The following is a 17,935-nucleotide window of genomic DNA, read 5'->3' on the forward strand; positions in this document are numbered from 1 at the left end:
CCAAGTGGGGGGCTTCTAGCCCAATTGATTCGTTACGTTATGACATAACAATCTCAGCTCGTAGCCGATCCCACTTCTGACGGCAACCCGCGCCGTTGCCGCCAGTCAACTGCCAAGTCACAAATCAACCCATGTGTTAATATACCAGCCACTGGAGGCGGGCGAATTCCGCCCGCCTCTCCGCCTTACTGCGGTAGCTGGGACTTTAGAAATGCAAAGTGACACGCCGCCATACCCTGGTAGGCCCGCCAGCCATCAGCCGTGTTCTGCGCCACCGCATCCGAGAGCACCGCAAGCGGTGTGCCGCTGGATCGCGCCAGGATCAGCGTCTGCGCCGCCTTTTCAAAGAAGTACAGATCCTCAAAGGCATCCGCCACGGTTTGCCCGACAACCGTCACCCCGTGATTGCCCATCACCAGCACCGCCTTATCCCCAAGAGCCTCTGCCAGGCGAGCCCCCTCTTCGGCGGCATCAGCGATCCCGCCAAAGGCAAGATCATAGGCCGTACGGCCATAAAACCGCGCCGTGTTGTTATCGATTGGCACAATCGTTGGATCAGCCAGACAGGACAGCGCGGTGGCATAGGGCGTGTGGCAATGCAGGATCACCCGCGCAGCCGGATTGCACCGGTGCAGGGCCCCGTGCACGCACCAGGCAGAGGCATCAGGGGCATTGGGCCGCTCCAGCGCCGCGTCATCTGCGCCATCCAGATGCAACAGGTCGTCGGGCTGGATCGTGGCAAAATGCTGCCAGCGCGGATTCAGCAGAAACTGCTGCCCATCCGGCGATGTCGCGGCGCTAAAGTGATTGCCGACGCTTTCGCTCCAGCCCATCTGGTGACAGATGCGAAAGGCCGCCGCGAGATCCTCGCGCAGGGCAACCGCTCCTGCGGCCTCTGCTGTTGGTGCGCTCATGCCTTGAACCGCCCTTCGCTGACGAGGGCGCGATAGGTCGAGCGCATCTCGGCGCGATCCGTATAGCAACCGCGCAGATACCGGTCGCCGCTGGTGGCCGAATAGGCCGCGCGCCCGTGCACGATGCGGTGGTTGTCAAACACCATGCACTCGCCCGCCTGCATGACGAATTGCATCATGTACTTCTCTTCCTGCAGCATCCGGCCAAAACGGCAGAACGCCGGGTAATAGTCATCCAGAAGCTCTTGCTTCAGATCAAAAATATCCGCCATATGCTGGCTGATCGTCACGCCGGAAACCGCGCCATGCTGGTCAAGTTCAATCACCCGTTGGCGCGACCGCATGTCATAGGTGTCATGTTCGCAGTAAAACGGGATATCCACCTGCGACAGCAGTTTGAAACCCTCTGGATCACGGGCGCGGAAATCATTGGCAACCGCCACCCCATCAGAATAAAGACTACCGCCCCCCTGCACGGTATTGGCGCGGCAATGCAGAAACTGGATCCCAGGCGCGTGCTCTTCCGCCGGAGTGTCGGTGTGCAACTCCAGCGCTGCCGCCGTATAGGCCGTATTGGTTGGGTTGATATGGGTTTTGACGTCAAAATAGGTGCCAAAGAATGTTGGTCGTACCTGCCCGATCATCTGCGCCGTCTCGGTCAGCGCGTCATCGCTGTCGGGCATGTCGGTCACGATGGTAAAGCCATCCACCAGCATTGCCTCGATCCATTTTTCCCGCAGCGCCAGATCTGCCAGCAACTGCGGCTGGCTAAAGCGCGGCACCTGAGGATAATGATCGCCATACCAGGCACGGCGCGGCATGTCGGCAGGATCAAAACGCGGCGCAGCGCGGCACCCCTCTTCCAGCCACTCCAGCGGAAAGCGACTGACATGCTGCTCTCCTTCCCAGGTGATTTCCAGCGCATCGCCCGTCACCTCCGCCAGGGCGGCGCGTGGCGGCTGCTCCCCGAGCTGAAAGATATCAAAACTGCGCTCGCGCGTGTCAGGGTTAAAAGACGAAGGGCAATTGTCCCGCAGCCAGTAGTAGTTGAAGTAATGGCTGGCACCGTCGGACAGCACAATCTCCAGCCCCTTTTCCTTGAGCATCGGCGCGGCAATCGGCAGGGAAGTCACATTCATATCTGGTCTGGCTCACTTTGTTTTCAGACAGGTTTCCCCTGCTACATCTCATGGGTTTCACAGCTGAAACAGATCGAATAGAGTGAAGCTATATTAAGCCACAGGTAAACTAATGGACCCACTTCCGCCGCTGCGGCTTCTGGCCACCTTTGAAACCGTCACGCGCCTGGGGTCGATGCGAGAGGCCGCTGCCCGGCTGAATGTCACGCTGCCGGCGGTCAGCCAGACGCTCAAGGCGCTGGAAGGGCACGCCGGTGCCGATCTGTTTGATCGTAGCACCCGCCCAGCACGGCTGACCGATGCCGGAGAGATCCTGGCGCGGGCCACCCGAGAAGGGCTGGGCCAAATCGCCGCCGCGCTGGAGGACATCCGCGCCATGCATGGTCAGGAAGACCGCCATGTAACCCTGGCCTGCACCCTGGGCATGGCAACCTATTGGCTGATGCCCCGACTGCCCGACTTTTATGCCCACCACCCCGAAATCACCGTCAATGTGCAGGCGCCGCCCTCGGATCTGCCCAACCTGGCCCCTGGCATTGATATCGCGGTGCGCTATGGCACCGGCGGCTGGCGCGAGGGCCGCACGCACAAGCTGTTTGACGAAAGGGTATACCCCGTTGGCACACCGGCGCTGATTGCGCGGCTTCAGGCAGACGGCATCGGACTGGACCAAGCGCGCCTGATCCATGTGCGCAGCCCCCACAATCAGCACTGGGCTGGGTGGGAGGACTATCTGCGGAAATCCGGCATCCATCGCACCCGGCTGTCAGGTCAAAGCTTCAACAACTATGTGCAGGCCGCCCAGGCGGTTCTGGATGGGCGCGGTTTGATGCTGGGATGGCGTTCAATCAGCACCCGCGCGGTCATGGACGGCGCCCTGCAGGCCTGGCCCGATGCAACCCTAGACCTAGGCACTGCCTATTTTGTCACCGCCGCCAGCCGCCTTTCCAACAGCGCCCAGTGCTTTCTGGACTGGTTGACGAAACAGGGGGACAAAGAAGACCAGGCGCAGACTGACGGCACCCCCTGCCCGCCGCACCCTGCCTAAGCATTTGAACGAAATCGACTATCGCGCTAAAAGATACCTGATTGCCCACCCTGCAGGGAGAAACCGCCCCTCTGCAGCCGCGAGCCTGCGGGCAAGCGCTTAATGGAGATTTTAACTTTGAAACTGCTACGATTTGGCCCCAAGGGGCAGGAAAAACCCGGCCTTCTGGACGACAACGGCACGGTCAGGGATCTGTCCGCCCATGTGAGCGATATTGCCGACGATACGCTGGGCGCGGCTGGGCTGGCAAAAATTGCCGCCCTTGATCCAGCCAGCCTGCCTGCGGTTGAACCAGACCGGCTTGGCCCCTGTGTCGGCCAGACCGGAAAATTCATCTGCATCGGGCTGAACTATTCCGACCACGCAGCCGAGGCTGGCATGAACGTCCCCAAAGAACCTATCATCTTTGCCAAGGCGACCTCGGCGATTTGTGGCCCCAACGACGATATCGAGCTGCCGCGCGGATCAAAGGCCAGCGACTGGGAGGTCGAGCTGGCTGTGGTGATCGGCAAAGAGGCCAAATACATCACCGAGGCCGAGGCCTTGGACCATGTTGCCGGCTATTGCGTTGCCAACGATCTGTCCGAACGTGATTATCAGATCAAACACGAAGGCCAGTGGACCAAGGGCAAATCCGCCGATACCTTTGGCCCCCTCGGCCCCTGGCTGGTCACCCGCGACGAGGTGCCGGATCCGCAGAACCTCAGTCTCTACCTGGATGTGAATGGCACCCGTATGCAAAGCGGATCTACCGCCACGATGGTCTACGGGGTCGCCCATGTTGTCGCCTATCTGTCACGCTTCATGAGCCTGCAGCCAGGGGATGTGATTGCAACTGGCACCCCTCCCGGCGTTGGCATGGGTATGAAACCGCAGCCCATTTACCTGAAGCCAGGCGATCAGATGGAGCTTGGCATCGAGGGGCTGGGCCAGCAGGTGCAGAAGGTTGTGCAGGGCTAACCCTATCAGCAAAGGGGGCGGAGTAGCCCCAGGAAATGACGAAGGCTGCGCCCCCCTGCGGGCCGCAGCCTTCTTGATACCCGGCAACGCCCGTTACGGAAGCAAGGCCAGACGCTTGAGGAACAGAGATTTCACCGCCGGGGCATCGACACCGATACATACGGCGGTGGGTTTGCGCGTGCCGGCCTCGGCCTCAAGCGTCGCGCCAGAGGTCTCGCCACTGCATGACACCCGCATGGGCAGGGTTTCCACCTCGAACAGATCGGGGTGGGTGCAGGCGATGACCGCTGCAGGGTCATGCAGGGAACACCCGTCGAGCTTGCCAACCGTTTCATAAAAGGCCAGGTAGAAGGCCGACATTTCTTGCAGCATGCCGCCCAGCTCTGGCGACTGACCCGCGATACTGGCAAAATCATCCGGGGTGCACAGAATCCGGTGGGTGACATCCAGTCCGACCATGACCAGCTTGGCCCCCGCCGCAAAGACCACATCCGCCGCATGCGGATCGTGATAGATATTGGCCTCGGCATGGGGGGTGATATTGCCGCCCTCCCGCAGGGAGCCCCCCATAATGACGATGCTTTTGACATTGCGGGCAAAATCAGGATCACGCTGGATGGCTAGGGCGATATTAGTCAGCGGTCCGATGGGGCAAAGCACCAGCTCACCTTTGTATTCCCGCGCCATCCGGATCAGAAAATCGGCAGCCTCTTCCGCCACGGGCTGCCCCTTGGGGGTGGCGGCAGGAATATCGCCAAACCCTTCCGCGCCATGCACCTGCGCCGAGGGGGCAAAGGGCGGCAAGGACAGCGGTGCGGCGGCCCCTTCAGCAACCGGCAGCTCCAGATCAACCGCTTCCAGCAGGCGCAGCGCATTGCGGGTGGCAATCTTTGTGGTGACGTTGCCAAAGATCGTAGTCAGCCCCAAAAGCTCGATATCCGGGGCGGCGGCGGCATAAAAGATCGCCATGGCATCATCAATGCCGGGATCTGTGTCGATAATCAGTTTGACCATGAATCTCTTTCCCCTCGCTGATCGCGCTGGCCTAGCATTTCTGCCGCAGCGCCAGCAAGACCCGGCCCGTCGCAGCGCCCAAGGCCCCAGACAAAAACGCCCGCGCAGGGGCGCTGCACGGGCATATATCTTTGCAAGAACCGGGTTTACCCGGTCATGGCTGGATCAGGTGTTGAACAGGAAGTGCATGACATCGCCATCCTTGACGACATATGACTTGCCCTCAGAGCGCATCTTGCCGGCCTCTTTTGCACCCTGTTCACCATTGCAGGCGACAAAATCGTCAAAAGCGATGGTCTCGGCCCGGATAAAGCCCTTTTCAAAATCACCGTGAATGACCCCAGCCGCCTGCGGCCCCGAGGTGCCCTGGCGAATGGTCCAGGCGCGGGCCTCTTTGGGGCCAACGGTGAAATAGGTTTCCAGGTGCAACAATTCATAACCTGCCCGGATAAGACGGTCGAGCCCGGCCTCTTCCAGCCCCATCTCGTCGAGGAACATCTGGGCTTCCTCAGATTCGAGCTGGCTGATTTCTTCTTCGATCTGCGCCGAAATAATCACATGGGAATTGCCCTGCGCCGCCGCCATTTCGGCCACTTTGGCGGAATGTGCGTTGCCCGCGACCGATTCCGACTCACCCACGTTGCACACATAGAGCACCGGCTTGGTCGACAGCAGCTGCAGCATCTTCCAGGCCTTGGCGTCGTCTTCGTCCACTTCGACCAGGCGTGCAGGCTTGCCATCTTCCAACATGGCCTGGGCCTCGGCGAGCAGGCGCTCCTGCTGCTGTGCCTCTTTGTCGTTGCCTTTCAGCTTGCGCACCAGATTGGCCCGGCGCTTTTCGATGCTTTCGAGATCCGCCAGCATCAGCTCTGTTTCGATGGTTTCGGCATCGGCAACCGGATCAACGCGACCATCAACATGGGTCACGTCTCCATCTTCAAAACAGCGCAAAACATGTGCAATTGCATCGGTTTCGCGGATATTGGCCAAAAACTGGTTGCCCAGACCTTCACCCTTGGATGCGCCTTTGACCAGACCGGCGATATCAACAAATGTCATCCGGGTCGGGATGATTTGTTTGGATCCGGCGATCGCAGCCAGCTTATCCAGACGCGCGTCCGGCACCCCGACTTCGCCCACATTGGGTTCGATCGTGCAGAACGGAAAATTTGCCGCCTGTGCCGAAGCGGTTTTGGTCAACGCGTTAAACAAAGTCGACTTGCCAACATTCGGCAGGCCCACAATTCCCATTTTAAAGCCCATATCGGCCTCCTGATGCCACTTGGGAATGGCTTCTAGGCAGCATTGCCCTCCGGCGCAAGGCAACTTGACGTCTTGCTCCTGTTCAGAGTGATATGGGAAGGTCTTGATATACCATCACGCAACGTCGCATCTGCGTGTGCGCAGGTTTCATATTGAGAAGAAGATCCTATTTCATCCCTGGTTCCAGGACGATTGAGGAAAGCAATGAAAACAACGATACTATTGTCTGCGGCTTTGGCTACCGGGCTTGCAGGTGCTGTTACGGGCCAAGAGATCGTTCTTGGCGCGGGCTATACCGACTATTCGCACAATGGCGCCCAGGATGGCGCATTGCTTGCGCTTGAATATACGCACACTCCCTTTTACGAAGGCCGGATCTTTTCCACCCACCTCGCTGGCGCCATCGAAGTGGTCGAAACCGGGGATGCCTTTCTGGGGGTCGGTGTCAGTGGCAAATGGACCCTGCAAAACAGTTGGTTCATCGAGGCAAGCGTTTTACCCGGCGCCTATGTCGAAGCCATCCAGCTGAACGAGCTCGGCTCTACCTTTGAAATCCGCAGCCAGATCGCGGTTGGCAAGCGTTTCAACAACGGCAAGGGCCTGTCGCTTGGGCTAAGCCACAAATCAAATGCCTCGACCGGATATATCAATCCAGGCGTCAATGCGGTGACCCTGCGCTGGCATATTCCGCTGAGCTAGGGACGGTGCCACCTTGGGCCAATTTACGCAAAGCGCAATTTGGCCTGGGCAGCGGGATTGATTTCCCGGGCAAGTTTCGGCACACCAGAGCGATAAGTTGCAAGAGGCCCGACAATGACCCGTATTGACGCAAAATTCGCCGAACTCAAAGCCGCCGGCAAAAAGGCCTTTGTGTCCTATGTCATGGCTGGTGACCCCGATTATGACAGCGCATTAGAACTGGTGAAGGGCCTGCCCGCCGCAGGCGTCGACATCATCGAACTGGGCCTGCCCTTCACCGATCCGATGGCAGACGGCCCCACCATTCAGCTGGCCGGTCAGCGCGCGCTTGATGGCGGCATGACCCTGGAAAAAACGCTGCAGATGGCCGCCGAATTCCGCAAGGGCGATGACACCACCCCGATTGTATTGATGGGCTACTACAACCCCATCTATAACCGCGGCGTAGAGAAATTTTTGATCGATGCCAAAGCTGCGGGTATTGACGGGCTGATCGTGGTGGATCTGCCCCCCGAAGAAGACGAGGAACTGTGCATTCCAGCGCAAAAGGCAGGGCTGAACTTTATCCGCCTGGCCACCCCCACCACGGATGACAAGCGACTGCCCACCGTGCTGCAAAATACCTCTGGCTTTGTCTATTATGTCTCCGTCACGGGCATCACCGGCTCTGCCGAAGCCCAGGCCGGCGATGTTGGCCCCGAAGTCGCCCGCATCAAGGCGGCAACCGATCTGCCCGTTATTGTCGGCTTTGGCATCAATACCCCTGAAAAGGCGCAGAACATCGCCTCTATTTCCGATGGGGCCGTTGTTGGCAGCGCCATCGTCAGCCAGATCGGTGCAGGCAAACCCACCGCCGAGGTTCTGGATTTTGTGAAATCCCTGGCAGAGGGCGCCCACCGAGGGTGAACAGAACCTTATCGGTGCAACTGTCACCACCTGCCGCTGAGGTCCACATCATCAGAAGCCGCGCCGCCTGGTGCGGCTTTTTGCGTCATAACTGCCGCCCTTCTGCAGTGTTGCAGCAGCCCTCAATAATTGGTAAGGAAAACTTACCAGATCATAGCGAGGGCTAATCCGTGCCGGTAATCACCAATATTCAGGACCTGAAACGCATCTATGAACGGCGAGTGCCGCGGATGTTTTTTGACTATACCGAAAGCGGAAGCTGGACCGAGCAGACCTTTCGCGAAAACAGCTCTGACTTTGAAAAAATTCGCCTGCGCCAGCGCGTTGCGGTGGATATGTCCGGGCGCTCAACCAAGGGTCAGATGCTTGGCCAAGACGTCACCATGCCGGTATCCCTGGCCCCGGTTGGCCTGACCGGCATGCAACACGCTGATGGTGAAATCAAAGCCGCCAAGGCTGCTGCCGCCTTTGGCATCCCCTATACCCTTTCGACCATGTCGATCAACTCTATCGAAGACGTTGCCGAAGCCACGGATAAACCCTTCTGGTTTCAGCTCTACACCATGACGGACGAAGACTATGTACGCCGCCTGATCCAACGCGCCAAGGATGCAAAATGTTCTGCCCTTGTCATCACGCTTGATCTGCAGATTCTGGGCCAGCGGCACAAAGATCTGAAAAACGGCCTCTCTGCCCCCCCGAAACTGACCCCAAAGACAATCGCCAACCTGATGACAAAATGGACCTGGGGCCTGCAGATGCTGGGGGCCAAGCGGCGCGAGTTTGGCAATATTGTCGGCCATGTCGAGGGCATATCGGATGCCTCTTCACTGGGGGCATGGACGGCAGAACAATTTGACCTGTCGCTGGACTGGGGCAAAATCGCCAAACTAAAAGAAATGTGGGGCGGCAAGGTGATCCTGAAAGGGATCCTCGATGCCGAAGACGCCAAGATGGCCGTCAAAGTAGGGGCCGATGCTATTGTGGTCTCCAACCATGGCGGTCGACAGTTGGACGGGGCGCTCAGCTCGATCAGAATGCTGCCACAGATCCTGGATGCCGTAGGGGGCGACATCGAGGTAATACTGGACAGCGGTATTCGCTCTGGTCAGGACGTACTGAAGGCGCTGGCCATGGGGGCCACCGGCACCATGATCGGACGCGCCTATATCTACGGGCTGGGTGCCATGGGCCAGCAGGGCGTCACCACCGCCCTAGAAGTGATCAGCAAAGAGCTGGACACCACCATGGCACTCTGTGGCGAACGAAATGTCAGCGATCTTGGCCGCCACAACTTGCTGATCCCCAGTGACTTTGAAGGCTCCTGGCAGGAATAACGGCCAAGCCGGATCAGAATATCCGGTCCTGAAACCAGATCAGGGCCGGATAGGCGCAAAGCCAGATCCAGAAAAACCGGTTCAGACCAAAAAAGCAGGCGTTGGACAAATGAAACCCCGCCGCGCCGAGCAGTGCCAGCTTCAATGCGATGGGGTTCAACAGGGCCAGCGGGAAGACCAGTTCAAACAGGATGACCGCCCAGCCCATGATCCATAAAAAGCGCCGTCGCTCGGCCAGGCCGCGCAGCGCTTCGCTCACCGGATAGGCGGAAAAGCGAAAGACATCGCGCAGGGCGCTGCCGCTGCGCCATTCGGGATTGAACACCTTGACCCAGCCCGAGACAAAATAAGACAATAGCAGCTGCACCGCCAGATAGGACAGCGCCATCTCTTGCCAAAAGACTGTCGGCGCCAGGTGCGCCAGGCTCAGACAGCTGAGGATCAGCATCGTCATCTTATCGCTGCCGCCGTTATAAGGCCCCTGATACCGCCAGAGCATCGCCAGGCCGAGTCCCCAAAGCCCCCAGACCGGCCAGCCACCACCAAGCCCAAACGCCAGCCCGAGACACAGCAGCAGCCGCGACACAAAGGTCACCCGATCCCGCAGTGCTACCCCTCCCAGCGCCAGGTGCTCCAGGCTTTGCTGGGCAATGGCAAAGGCCAGGAACAGCTGCATCCAGCCCATCGCCTGGGCTGCCGTCAGCCCCTGCTCCAGAAACAAGATCCCGCTCAAATCGGGCCCTCCTGTATCTGGGCCAACGGCACCGGCCTGCTTTCATATTCCACCAGCTTTACAACCCGCACGCCTTCTCGCGACAGAAACACCAGGCGAAATTGCAACTCCTGAGCCCCCTGGGGCAGCAATCGAGCGACCCTTTGGTTGATTTCATCAATGCTATGCTGGCTTGGTGCCTCAATCAGGCGTTCCGCGCAGCTGAACAGATAAAGCTGTTCGTTCCATTGCGGGTTCCACAACATCCGCTGCAGCATCTGCCACAGGCGCAAATGCTGCGGCCGGGGGCGGTCCTCTTGCCAGCCGCCAACCGCATGGGCCGCGCTTTGGCCTGGCTCAATCAGGCGAAATTCAATCCGAGGCGAAGGCGCCACCGTATTGAAAAACCGCCAAGAGGGAATCACCGTTGGCAAGAACAGGGAAATCAGACGCAGCACTTCAGCAGCCTCCAGGGATTGAACACTGGCGCAAGACTAGCCTGCTGGCTTTAACACTTCCCTTAGCCCCTGCTGTTTGCCCCGGCTTGCAACTCGGCAAAAGCTCTGGTTAAGGGCGGCTTCTGGGCGACGCATCACATATCGGTCGGTTTCATTTAGCTGCCGACTTCATTTGGCCGCAAATATCCCGGGGGGAGGCCGCAGGCCGGGGGGCGGCGCCCCCAATCCCGGGGGCCCTGCGAACTGCCCCTTGCGAAACCCCGAAATCCCCTGTAAGGGCAGGCCTTCACGTGGGGTGACAGCCTTGGAGGCACCCCGCATAGATATATTGGAGAATTCAAATGGCAAAAGAGATTCCTGATCTCGTCGCCGAGGAACGTGCGGGGACGGGCAAGGGCGCCGCTCGCGCAGCACGTCGTGCTGGCATGGTTCCTGGTGTTGTTTACGGTGGTGATACAGATCCACTTTCGATCCAGATCCCGTTCAACGTTCTGTTGAAAAAGCTGAAGGCCGGCAAGTTCAAGTCCACCCTGTGGAACCTGAAAGTTGAAGGCCAGGAAGACGTACGCGTGATTTGCCGCGACGTTCAGCGTGATGTTGTCAAAGATCTGCCAACCCACCTCGACCTGATGCGCCTGCGCCGGACGTCGAAGATCAACCTGTTCATCCCGGTTGAATTCCTCAACGAAGATACCTGCCCTGGCGTCAAAAAAGGCGGCATGCTGGCCGTGGTTCGTCCCGAAGTCGAACTGGTTGTGACCGCAGGCGATATCCCTGAGAAGCTGACCGTTGATCTGGCGAACAGCGTCATCGGCGATGTTATCACCATCTCGTCGATCGAGCTGCCCAAAGGTGCACGCCCAACCATCGACCGTGACTTCGTTATTGCAAACATTGCAGCCCCCGGCGGCATTGCTGCAGGCGATGAAGACGAAGATGCAGGCGACGAAGCTGCCGACGCAGCTGAAGAATAAGATTCTCTTCCCCATGGGAGAGGATGAAACGGGGTCCTTCGGGGCCCCGTTTTTTTTCGCGCCTATGCCTCAGCCCTGCCCCGCCTTGCGCAGCCCGGCTCTGCGGCGCTCAACCGATAAAATCTGCGCAAAAACGGCACCGAACACGACACTGCCCCCTGACGAAGCCGTAGCGCGCAAACCGTTCCTTTGCTTTTGCCAGCCATACTCGGACCCGGAGTGAGAAGAATTTAGGTGAGTAAAATGTTGGATCCCCTAGAACAGGAAGAGGCACGCCTGCGCAGACGGCTGCTGTTTCGGATATTGCGTGGTTTCAATTTTGACGCGCCACAGTTTTGCGGCGAGACCATATCAGTTCCGGTCCCGCGCCAGTTCTTGTCACAAAAAGAGACCTACCTCCTCCGCCCAGAGAGCCGCTGCCCACGCATCTGATTGCCGGTCTCGGCCTTGGGCCTTGCTGCGCAGGGTAGCCTGCGACACAGGGCACTGGATTTCCGGCCCCAAACAGGTCATGTAGCAGCCCAAACCAGCGCTGCCCCACAAGGACCAATGACCCGAACGCCGGGCGTATCATCCAGGGGCGGCACCACCAGATCAATGTGAGACGAGACAGGCTATGAAACTCTTTGTTGGGCTCGGCAATCCAGGCGACAAATATGCCCGCAACCGCCATAACATCGGCTTTATGGCCCTGGATCAAATTGCCTCTGACCATGGGTTCAGCCCCTGGAAAGCCAAATTCCAAGCTCTGATTTGCGAGGGCACATTGGGTGGTACCAAGGTTTTACTGATGAAACCCCAGACCTTTATGAACCTGTCGGGCCAGGCAGTCGGAGAGGCGATGCGGTTTTACAAGCTGACCAGCCAGGATGTCACCGTACTGCATGATGAGCTGGATCTGGCACCGGGGAAATGCCGGGTAAAACAGGGCGGCGGCCATGCCGGCCACAATGGGCTGCGCTCGCTGCATTCCCATATCGGGGCCGATTATGGCCGGGTGCGCCTGGGCGTTGGGCATCCCGGCCACAAGGACGCAGTTGCCGGCTATGTCCTGCGCGACTTTCCCAAGGCTGATGAAGCCTGGCTGGGTGATCTACTGCTTGGTATTTCAGATGGGGCGGCGGCCCTGGCCGCCGGGGATGGCGGAAAATTCATGAATGCCGTGTCATTGCGGGTGGCGCCGCCGCGCAGTTCCACCGGTTCCAAACCCGTAAAAAATCAGCCTGCGCCCGCAAAACCCGGCCAGCAGCCCGCCCAAAAAGCACCCACTGACTCACCCGCAGGGCCGCAAGACAAGGCAGCGGATGCTAATCCAGCGCCAGACAGCCGCTCGCCCCTGGAACGGCTCGTCGACAAGTTCAAATAACTGCCTGCCGCCATGTCATGCTTCCTATCGCGCCCCTACGCGGTCTAGGTTTGTGATCTGAGGAGGCCCAATAATGAAAAAACAGCTCAAACGCCTGCTGCGCATGCTCGCCGTCGTGGCCATTCTGCTGGCCGGGTTTGGCATCTGGAAGCGGGAACAGATCCTGCGGCTCTGGGCGGTGAACTCACTGTTTTCCGCCGAAAAGATCGTGGCCAATTTTTCCAACATGGATGCGGCCTTCCTGACCACACCGGTTTTGCGCGGCACCGGCCCCGTCAGCCCGCTGCCACAGGGGCCTGAAATGACCCTGCCCGCCACCACGCCGGACTGGATAGAGACACGCGCCGTGACCTCTTTGTTGGTTCTGAAGGATGGAGAGATCCGCCACGAGAGCTATCACCTTGATACAAATCCAGATGACCGGCGCATCTCTTGGTCGGTGGCCAAAAGTTATCTTTCGGCGCTGTTTGGGGTGCTGCTTGAGGAAGGTGCCATTGGATCAATCGACGACCCCGTCACAAAATATGCGCCGCAGCTGATCGGCAGCGCCTACGACGGTGCGTCGATCCGAAATGTGCTGAATATGGCCAGCGGCGTCACCTTTGATGAAGACTATCTGGATTATGATTCTGATATCAACCGCATGGGCCGCGAGGTCGCCCTGGGCGGCACATTGGATCAGTTTGCCGCCGACCTCACCGAGACCTTCGCCGCCCCCGGTGAGACCTGGCAATATGTCTCTATCGACACGCATGTGATTGGCATGGTGATACGCGGTGCCACCGGGCAGAGCATTGCAACGCTGCTGCAGAACAAGATCATCGCCCCCCTCGGGCTCGAACAGGACCTCTACTATGTCACCGATGGGCAGGGGGTCGCCTTTGTTCTGGGCGGGCTGAATATCACCACGCGCGACTATGCCCGCTTTGGGCTGATGATCGAACAGCAAGGCCACTACAATGGGCAGCAGGTGGTGCCGCGCGATTGGGTTGCGGTCTCCACCGCCGCCTCTGCCCCGACAAAACCCGGCAAGATCGGCTATGGGTATCAATGGTGGATCCCGGTTGGTGCCCATGACGGAGAGTTCCTGGCACGTGGCGTCTACGGACAATATATCTATATCGACCAGACACGGAATGTGGTCATTGTCAGCACCGCCGCTGACCGCAAGTTCCGCGATCCAGGTGTCAGCGCTGCCAATGTCGAAATGTTTCGAAAACTAGCGCAGATACTGTAAGCTACCCGGTATGACACCAGATCCCAGCCTCAATGTGCTGGGCGGGGCACTAGAGCCCTGCTCGCATGCCCCGCGTACCGGCTTCTTTCGGGATGGCCATTGCAATACCTGCGTTCAGGACCAGGGCAGCCATACCGTCTGCGCGGTGATGACGGCCGAGTTTCTGGCCTTTTCAAAATATGTAGGCAACGATCTGTCAACGCCGCGCCCCGAATACGGCTTTGCCGGATTGAAGCCGGGCGATCGCTGGTGTCTCTGTGCCAGCCGTTTCTTGCAGGCCGTAGACGAAGGCTGCGCGCCGCTCGTCGTGCTGGCGGCTACCCACCTACGCGCACTGGACGTCATCCCCATGGCCCTGTTGCAGGCCCATGATGTGCAGCCCCCCGGACAGCGTAACCTTCAATAGGCAAGGCCTGCCCGCCCTGCCGCCTTTGGCAACCGCCTAAAGCGTGATCTCGGCAATTGACCTGGCGGCGGGTTTGCCGCTATCCACCACTGTCGCCAGCTGCCCGGTCCTCCCTCGACCGTTCAACGCCAGCCTTTCCCCCATATACTAGGAGACCGGCCATGAGCTTTATCGCTATGAATCGTTTTAAAATTCGCCTCGGGCGCGAAGAAGATTTTGAACAAATCTGGAAATCGCGCGAATCCCACCTCAAGGAGCTTTCGGGATTTCGCGAGTTTCGCCTTCTGAAAGGACCCGAAAACGAGGATCACCGCCTGTATTCCAGCCATGTGATCTGGGACAGCCGCGATGATTTTGAGGCCTGGACGAAATCGGAACAATTCCGCGCCTCGCATCGCAACGCCGGCAAACGCAAAGGCGAAAGCCCAATCCTGGGCCACCCGCAGTTTGAAGGCTTCGAAACCGTCCTGCACGAGGCCTGACCACGATAAAGGCCGACCCGGTATTCCGGATCGGCCTGCCACTTTATCCTGATTTGACTGACGCCATTAGTCCTCGAAGGTGCGGCCTTCTTCGGTATCAGACATGTCAAAGCCCAGGTGTTTGGCCACGGTAAAGACATCCTTGTCACCACGGCCACACATATTCATCACGATGATATGGTCCGCAGGCAGATCCGGCGCGATCTTCATCACATGGGCCAGCGCATGGCTGGGCTCCAGTGCCGGAATGATACCTTCCATCGCACAGGACAGCTGGAATGCCTCCAGCGCTTCCTTGTCGGTAATCGAGACATATTTCGCCCGCCCCGTATCATGCAGCCAGGAATGTTCGGGGCCGATACCGGGGTAGTCCAGCCCAGCCGAGATTGAGAACCCTTCCTGAATTTGGCCGTCGTCATCCTGCAGCAGATAGGTGCGGTTGCCGTGCAGCACACCGGGGCGACCCCCGGTAAGAGAAGCACAATGCTGCATGCGGTCATCAACGCCTTTGCCGCCAGCTTCGACCCCGATGATATTGACGGATTTGTCATCCAGGAAAGGATGGAACAGGCCAATTGCGTTCGAACCGCCACCAATTGCAGCAATCAGCGTATCTGGCAGACGGCCTTCGCCCTCTTGCTCCGCCAGCTGCCAGCGCACTTCCTTGCCGATGATCGACTGGAAATCACGCACCAGGGCCGGATAGGGATGCGGGCCTGCGGCGGTGCCGATGCAATAGAAGGTATCGTTGACGTTGGTCACCCAGTCGCGCAATGCGTCATTCATGGCATCCTTCAGGGTGCCACGGCCCGATGTCACCGGGATCACCTCGGCGCCCAGCAGGCGCATGCGGAACACATTGGGAGCCTGACGCTTCACATCATGCGCGCCCATGTAAACTACACATTTCAAGCCAAACTTGGCACAGACAGTGGCGGTGGCCACCCCGTGCTGCCCGGCACCGGTTTCGGCAATGATGCGGGTTTTGCCCATGCGCCGCGCCAGCAGAATCTGGCCCAGCACATTGTTGATCTTATGCGCGCCTGTATGGTTCAGCTCATCGCGCTTCATGTAGATCTTGGCACCGCCCAGATGGGCGCTCAGCCGTTCGGCATGATACAGCGGGCTGGGACGGCCGACATAGTGCTGCCACAGATCGTCCATCTCGGCCCAGAAGCCTGGGTCATCCTTGGCACGGTTGTATTCTTCTTCCAGGCTCAGAATAAGCGGCATCAAGGTTTCCGAGACAAACCGCCCCCCAAAGATGCCAAAGCGACCCTTTTCGTCGGGGCCATTCATAAAGCTGTTGAACAGATCGTTTGCCATGGGTTTTCCCTTTGTCGCAGCGCTCAATATGACTATCGCGCAGGCGGCGGCGGGTAAAGAGAGAGGCTGCAGGATTCTGCACGGGCCCGACATTTCCCCACCAAGACTCCACAAGGGCCCGGTTGGTGGCGTGTTGTCAGCGGGTCACAACGGGAGGGGCCGACAGGGCGGCAGTTGTAAATCTGGCGATCAATTCAGCGTCTTTTTGCCCCGGCGCTGCCTCTACCCCGGAAGAGACATCCACCTGACGCGCCCCGGTCATGCGGATAGCCTCGGCCACATTGTGGGGCGTCAGACCGCCAGCCAGCATCCAGGGGCGCTGCCAGTATTTGCGCCCGGCCAGCAAGCGCCAGTCAAAGGCCAGCCCATTGCCGCCCGGTAAATCGGCGTCTTTTGGTGGCTTTGCATCTATCAAGAGCTGATCCGCAACCTGTGAATACAGGTCGATCTGCGGCAGATCGTCGGCATCGGCGACGCCAATGGCTTTCATCACCGGCAGCCCATAGCGCGCCTTGACCTCGGCCACCCGCTGCGGGCTCTCACGGCCGTGCAGCTGCAACATATCAAGCGCAACCGTCTCGGTCAGCGCATCCAGCGCGGCATCATCGGCATTGACCGTCAGCGCCACCTTGCACAGGCCAGCGGGCACCTCCAGCGCCAAAGCGGCGGCCTGCGGCATGGGTATATTGCGCGGGGATTTTGGGAAAAACACAAAACCCACATAGGCGGCACCCGCATCGGCAGCTGCCACCACATCCTGCGGGCTGCGCAGCCCACAGATCTTTACCCCAATTGCACTCATTCGCTTGGCTCAGCTGGTCTCATCCAGAAGGGCCAGAACGTCGTCTTTGCCCTCATGTTTCTGTTGTTTCAGCTTTTTGACTTCGCGTGACAGTTTTTTCACTTCGCGATTCTGGGTGCTGACGGCCCGGCGGTGCTTATGCTCGCGAAGCCATTCCCAGATAAAGCCAATCGCCAGCCCCGCGCCCAAGCCCCCCAGCACCACCACAAACAGCGGCAAAGCAATAGAAGGATTGATGCCAAAAAGCTCGGCCACGGCGGACGGCAGCAGCTTCAGGTCGACAATCGTACGGTTTGCGATGCAAACCGACACCAGCAGGATCCCCAGGGATCCCAGAATAGCATAGCGAATATAGCGCATTTAGGCCTTTCCGTTCAGGCGGTCCCTCAAGAGCTTACCGGTCTTGAAGAACGGAACATGTTTTTCTTCCACTTGGACAGTTTCACCAGTGCGTGGGTTGCGGCCCACCCGCGAGTCTCGCTGTTTCACCGAGAACGCGCCAAAACCGCGCAATTCGACCCGGTCGCCCCGGGACATCGCGTCGGTCACTTCCTCGAATACCGTATTCACGATCCTTTCGACATCCCGCTGATACAGGTGCGGGTTTTCGTCTGCAATCTTCTGAATCAATTCAGAACGGATCATACTTCCTGCCCTCCCAAAACTACGCAAGCCTTTGTTGGCTAACGACAACTATAGGTACAAATCAGCGTTCAAGGAACCAAAACAGACAAGGGGCGGCCAAATTTTAGCGCCCATAGCCCCCCAAGAGGCGGGATTTTCTCTTTGTTTACGCAGCTTGAGCGCAAAAACAGGCCCCAGACAGGCTTTCAGCCAACAAAAGGAGCGCTGCGAAAGTGATTGATTCGCAGAGTGTTACGCTGCAACTGTG

20 protein-coding genes are annotated in these 17,935 nt (G+C 58.9%); 10 read left to right on the top strand and 10 right to left on the bottom strand.

Annotation, left to right across the window (positions count from 1 at the left end; all coding sequences use genetic code 11):
* Positions 1 to 185: 185 nt before the first annotated feature.
* Together P2081_RS13375 and P2081_RS13380 are read right to left on the bottom strand one after the other, a co-directional pair.
* Entirely contained in the window at positions 186 to 914 is a 729-nt protein-coding gene (locus P2081_RS13375; protein WP_278923382.1) for a class II aldolase/adducin family protein, read from the bottom strand.
* The gene (locus tag P2081_RS13380; protein ID WP_278923383.1) at positions 911 to 2,053 is read right to left on the bottom strand and encodes a TauD/TfdA family dioxygenase; all 1,143 of its coding nucleotides are present in this window, start codon (positions 2,051 to 2,053) and stop codon (positions 911 to 913) included. Before P2081_RS13380 ends, P2081_RS13375 begins: the two co-directional genes overlap by 4 nt.
* Before the next feature lie 112 nt (positions 2,054 to 2,165).
* On the opposite strand from P2081_RS13380, the gene P2081_RS13385 reads away from it, so the two are divergent.
* Together P2081_RS13385 and P2081_RS13390 are read left to right on the top strand one after the other, a co-directional pair.
* Entirely contained in the window at positions 2,166 to 3,101 is a 936-nt protein-coding gene (locus P2081_RS13385; protein ID WP_278923384.1) for a LysR substrate-binding domain-containing protein, read from the top strand.
* Positions 3,102 to 3,218: 117 nt separating this feature from the next.
* Positions 3,219 to 4,061 (top strand): fumarylacetoacetate hydrolase family protein, encoded by an 843-nt coding sequence (locus P2081_RS13390; protein ID WP_278923385.1) that lies wholly within the window; start codon positions 3,219 to 3,221, stop codon positions 4,059 to 4,061.
* 93 nt (positions 4,062 to 4,154) lie between these two features.
* Here P2081_RS13390 and P2081_RS13395 read toward each other — a convergent pair whose 3' ends face one another.
* Entirely contained in the window at positions 4,155 to 5,075 is a 921-nt protein-coding gene (locus tag P2081_RS13395) for a nucleoside hydrolase (protein ID WP_278923386.1), read from the bottom strand.
* Between the two features lie 165 nt (positions 5,076 to 5,240).
* Positions 5,241 to 6,338, bottom strand: a complete 1,098-nt coding sequence (gene ychF / locus P2081_RS13400) for a redox-regulated ATPase YchF (RefSeq protein WP_278923387.1) — start codon at positions 6,336 to 6,338, stop codon at positions 5,241 to 5,243.
* A gap of 204 nt (positions 6,339 to 6,542) precedes the next feature.
* Between ychF and P2081_RS13405 the strand changes: the two genes are divergently transcribed.
* The 3 genes from P2081_RS13405 (at position 6,543) to P2081_RS13415 (ending at position 9,280) form a co-directional block, all read left to right on the top strand.
* On the top strand, positions 6,543 to 7,037 hold the full coding sequence (locus P2081_RS13405; RefSeq protein WP_278923388.1) for an acyloxyacyl hydrolase: 495 nt from the start codon (positions 6,543 to 6,545) through the stop codon (positions 7,035 to 7,037).
* 114 nt (positions 7,038 to 7,151) lie between these two features.
* Positions 7,152 to 7,943, top strand: a complete 792-nt coding sequence (trpA, locus tag P2081_RS13410) for a tryptophan synthase subunit alpha (protein WP_278923389.1) — start codon at positions 7,152 to 7,154, stop codon at positions 7,941 to 7,943.
* A gap of 170 nt (positions 7,944 to 8,113) precedes the next feature.
* Positions 8,114 to 9,280 carry an alpha-hydroxy acid oxidase gene (locus P2081_RS13415; RefSeq protein ID WP_278923390.1) on the top strand — a complete coding sequence of 389 codons (1,167 nt, stop codon included), beginning with the start codon at positions 8,114 to 8,116 and terminating at the stop codon, positions 9,278 to 9,280.
* Between the two features lie 13 nt (positions 9,281 to 9,293).
* Here the strand turns inward: P2081_RS13415 and P2081_RS13420 are convergent, their stop codons facing one another.
* Together P2081_RS13420 and P2081_RS13425 are read right to left on the bottom strand one after the other, a co-directional pair.
* The gene (locus P2081_RS13420) at positions 9,294 to 10,013 is read right to left on the bottom strand and encodes an HTTM domain-containing protein (RefSeq protein WP_278923391.1); all 720 of its coding nucleotides are present in this window, start codon (positions 10,011 to 10,013) and stop codon (positions 9,294 to 9,296) included.
* On the bottom strand, positions 10,010 to 10,450 hold the full coding sequence (locus P2081_RS13425) for a hypothetical protein (protein WP_278923392.1): 441 nt from the start codon (positions 10,448 to 10,450) through the stop codon (positions 10,010 to 10,012). The genes P2081_RS13420 and P2081_RS13425 overlap by 4 nt, the downstream gene beginning before the upstream one ends.
* Before the next feature lie 341 nt (positions 10,451 to 10,791).
* Here P2081_RS13425 and P2081_RS13430 point away from each other — a divergent pair, with 341 nt between their 5' ends.
* The 5 genes from P2081_RS13430 (at position 10,792) to hmuQ (ending at position 14,915) form a co-directional block, all read left to right on the top strand.
* Entirely contained in the window at positions 10,792 to 11,424 is a 633-nt protein-coding gene (locus P2081_RS13430) for a 50S ribosomal protein L25/general stress protein Ctc (RefSeq protein WP_278923393.1), read from the top strand.
* Between the two features lie 616 nt (positions 11,425 to 12,040).
* Positions 12,041 to 12,790 carry an aminoacyl-tRNA hydrolase gene (pth, locus tag P2081_RS13435; RefSeq protein ID WP_278923394.1) on the top strand — a complete coding sequence of 250 codons (750 nt, stop codon included), beginning with the start codon at positions 12,041 to 12,043 and terminating at the stop codon, positions 12,788 to 12,790.
* Positions 12,791 to 12,863: 73 nt separating this feature from the next.
* Positions 12,864 to 14,027, top strand: a complete 1,164-nt coding sequence (locus P2081_RS13440) for a serine hydrolase domain-containing protein (RefSeq protein WP_278923395.1) — start codon at positions 12,864 to 12,866, stop codon at positions 14,025 to 14,027.
* Positions 14,028 to 14,037: 10 nt separating this feature from the next.
* Complete coding sequence (locus P2081_RS13445) at positions 14,038 to 14,433, top strand: DUF2237 family protein (RefSeq protein WP_278923396.1); 396 nt, start codon at positions 14,038 to 14,040, stop codon at positions 14,431 to 14,433.
* A gap of 161 nt (positions 14,434 to 14,594) precedes the next feature.
* Positions 14,595 to 14,915, top strand: coding sequence for a heme-degrading protein HmuQ (gene hmuQ / locus P2081_RS13450; RefSeq protein WP_278923397.1), 321 nt, complete (start codon positions 14,595 to 14,597; stop codon positions 14,913 to 14,915).
* Between the two features lie 66 nt (positions 14,916 to 14,981).
* Here the strand turns inward: hmuQ and trpB are convergent, their stop codons facing one another.
* From trpB to ihfB, 4 genes are all read right to left on the bottom strand, one after another.
* Positions 14,982 to 16,241, bottom strand: coding sequence for a tryptophan synthase subunit beta (trpB, locus tag P2081_RS13455; RefSeq protein WP_278923398.1), 1,260 nt, complete (start codon positions 16,239 to 16,241; stop codon positions 14,982 to 14,984).
* 136 nt (positions 16,242 to 16,377) lie between these two features.
* Positions 16,378 to 17,043 (bottom strand): phosphoribosylanthranilate isomerase, encoded by a 666-nt coding sequence (locus P2081_RS13460; protein WP_278923399.1) that lies wholly within the window; start codon positions 17,041 to 17,043, stop codon positions 16,378 to 16,380.
* Positions 17,044 to 17,052: 9 nt separating this feature from the next.
* The gene (locus P2081_RS13465) at positions 17,053 to 17,403 is read right to left on the bottom strand and encodes a lipopolysaccharide assembly protein LapA domain-containing protein (protein WP_278923400.1); all 351 of its coding nucleotides are present in this window, start codon (positions 17,401 to 17,403) and stop codon (positions 17,053 to 17,055) included.
* The gene (ihfB, locus tag P2081_RS13470; RefSeq protein WP_009811081.1) at positions 17,404 to 17,688 is read right to left on the bottom strand and encodes an integration host factor subunit beta; all 285 of its coding nucleotides are present in this window, start codon (positions 17,686 to 17,688) and stop codon (positions 17,404 to 17,406) included.
* Between the last annotated feature and the right edge of the window lie 247 nt (positions 17,689 to 17,935).

It is taken from the genome of Pseudophaeobacter profundi, from assembly GCF_029697505.1.
In the GTDB taxonomy this organism is placed as follows: Bacteria; Pseudomonadota; Alphaproteobacteria; order Rhodobacterales; family Rhodobacteraceae; genus Pseudophaeobacter; species Pseudophaeobacter profundi.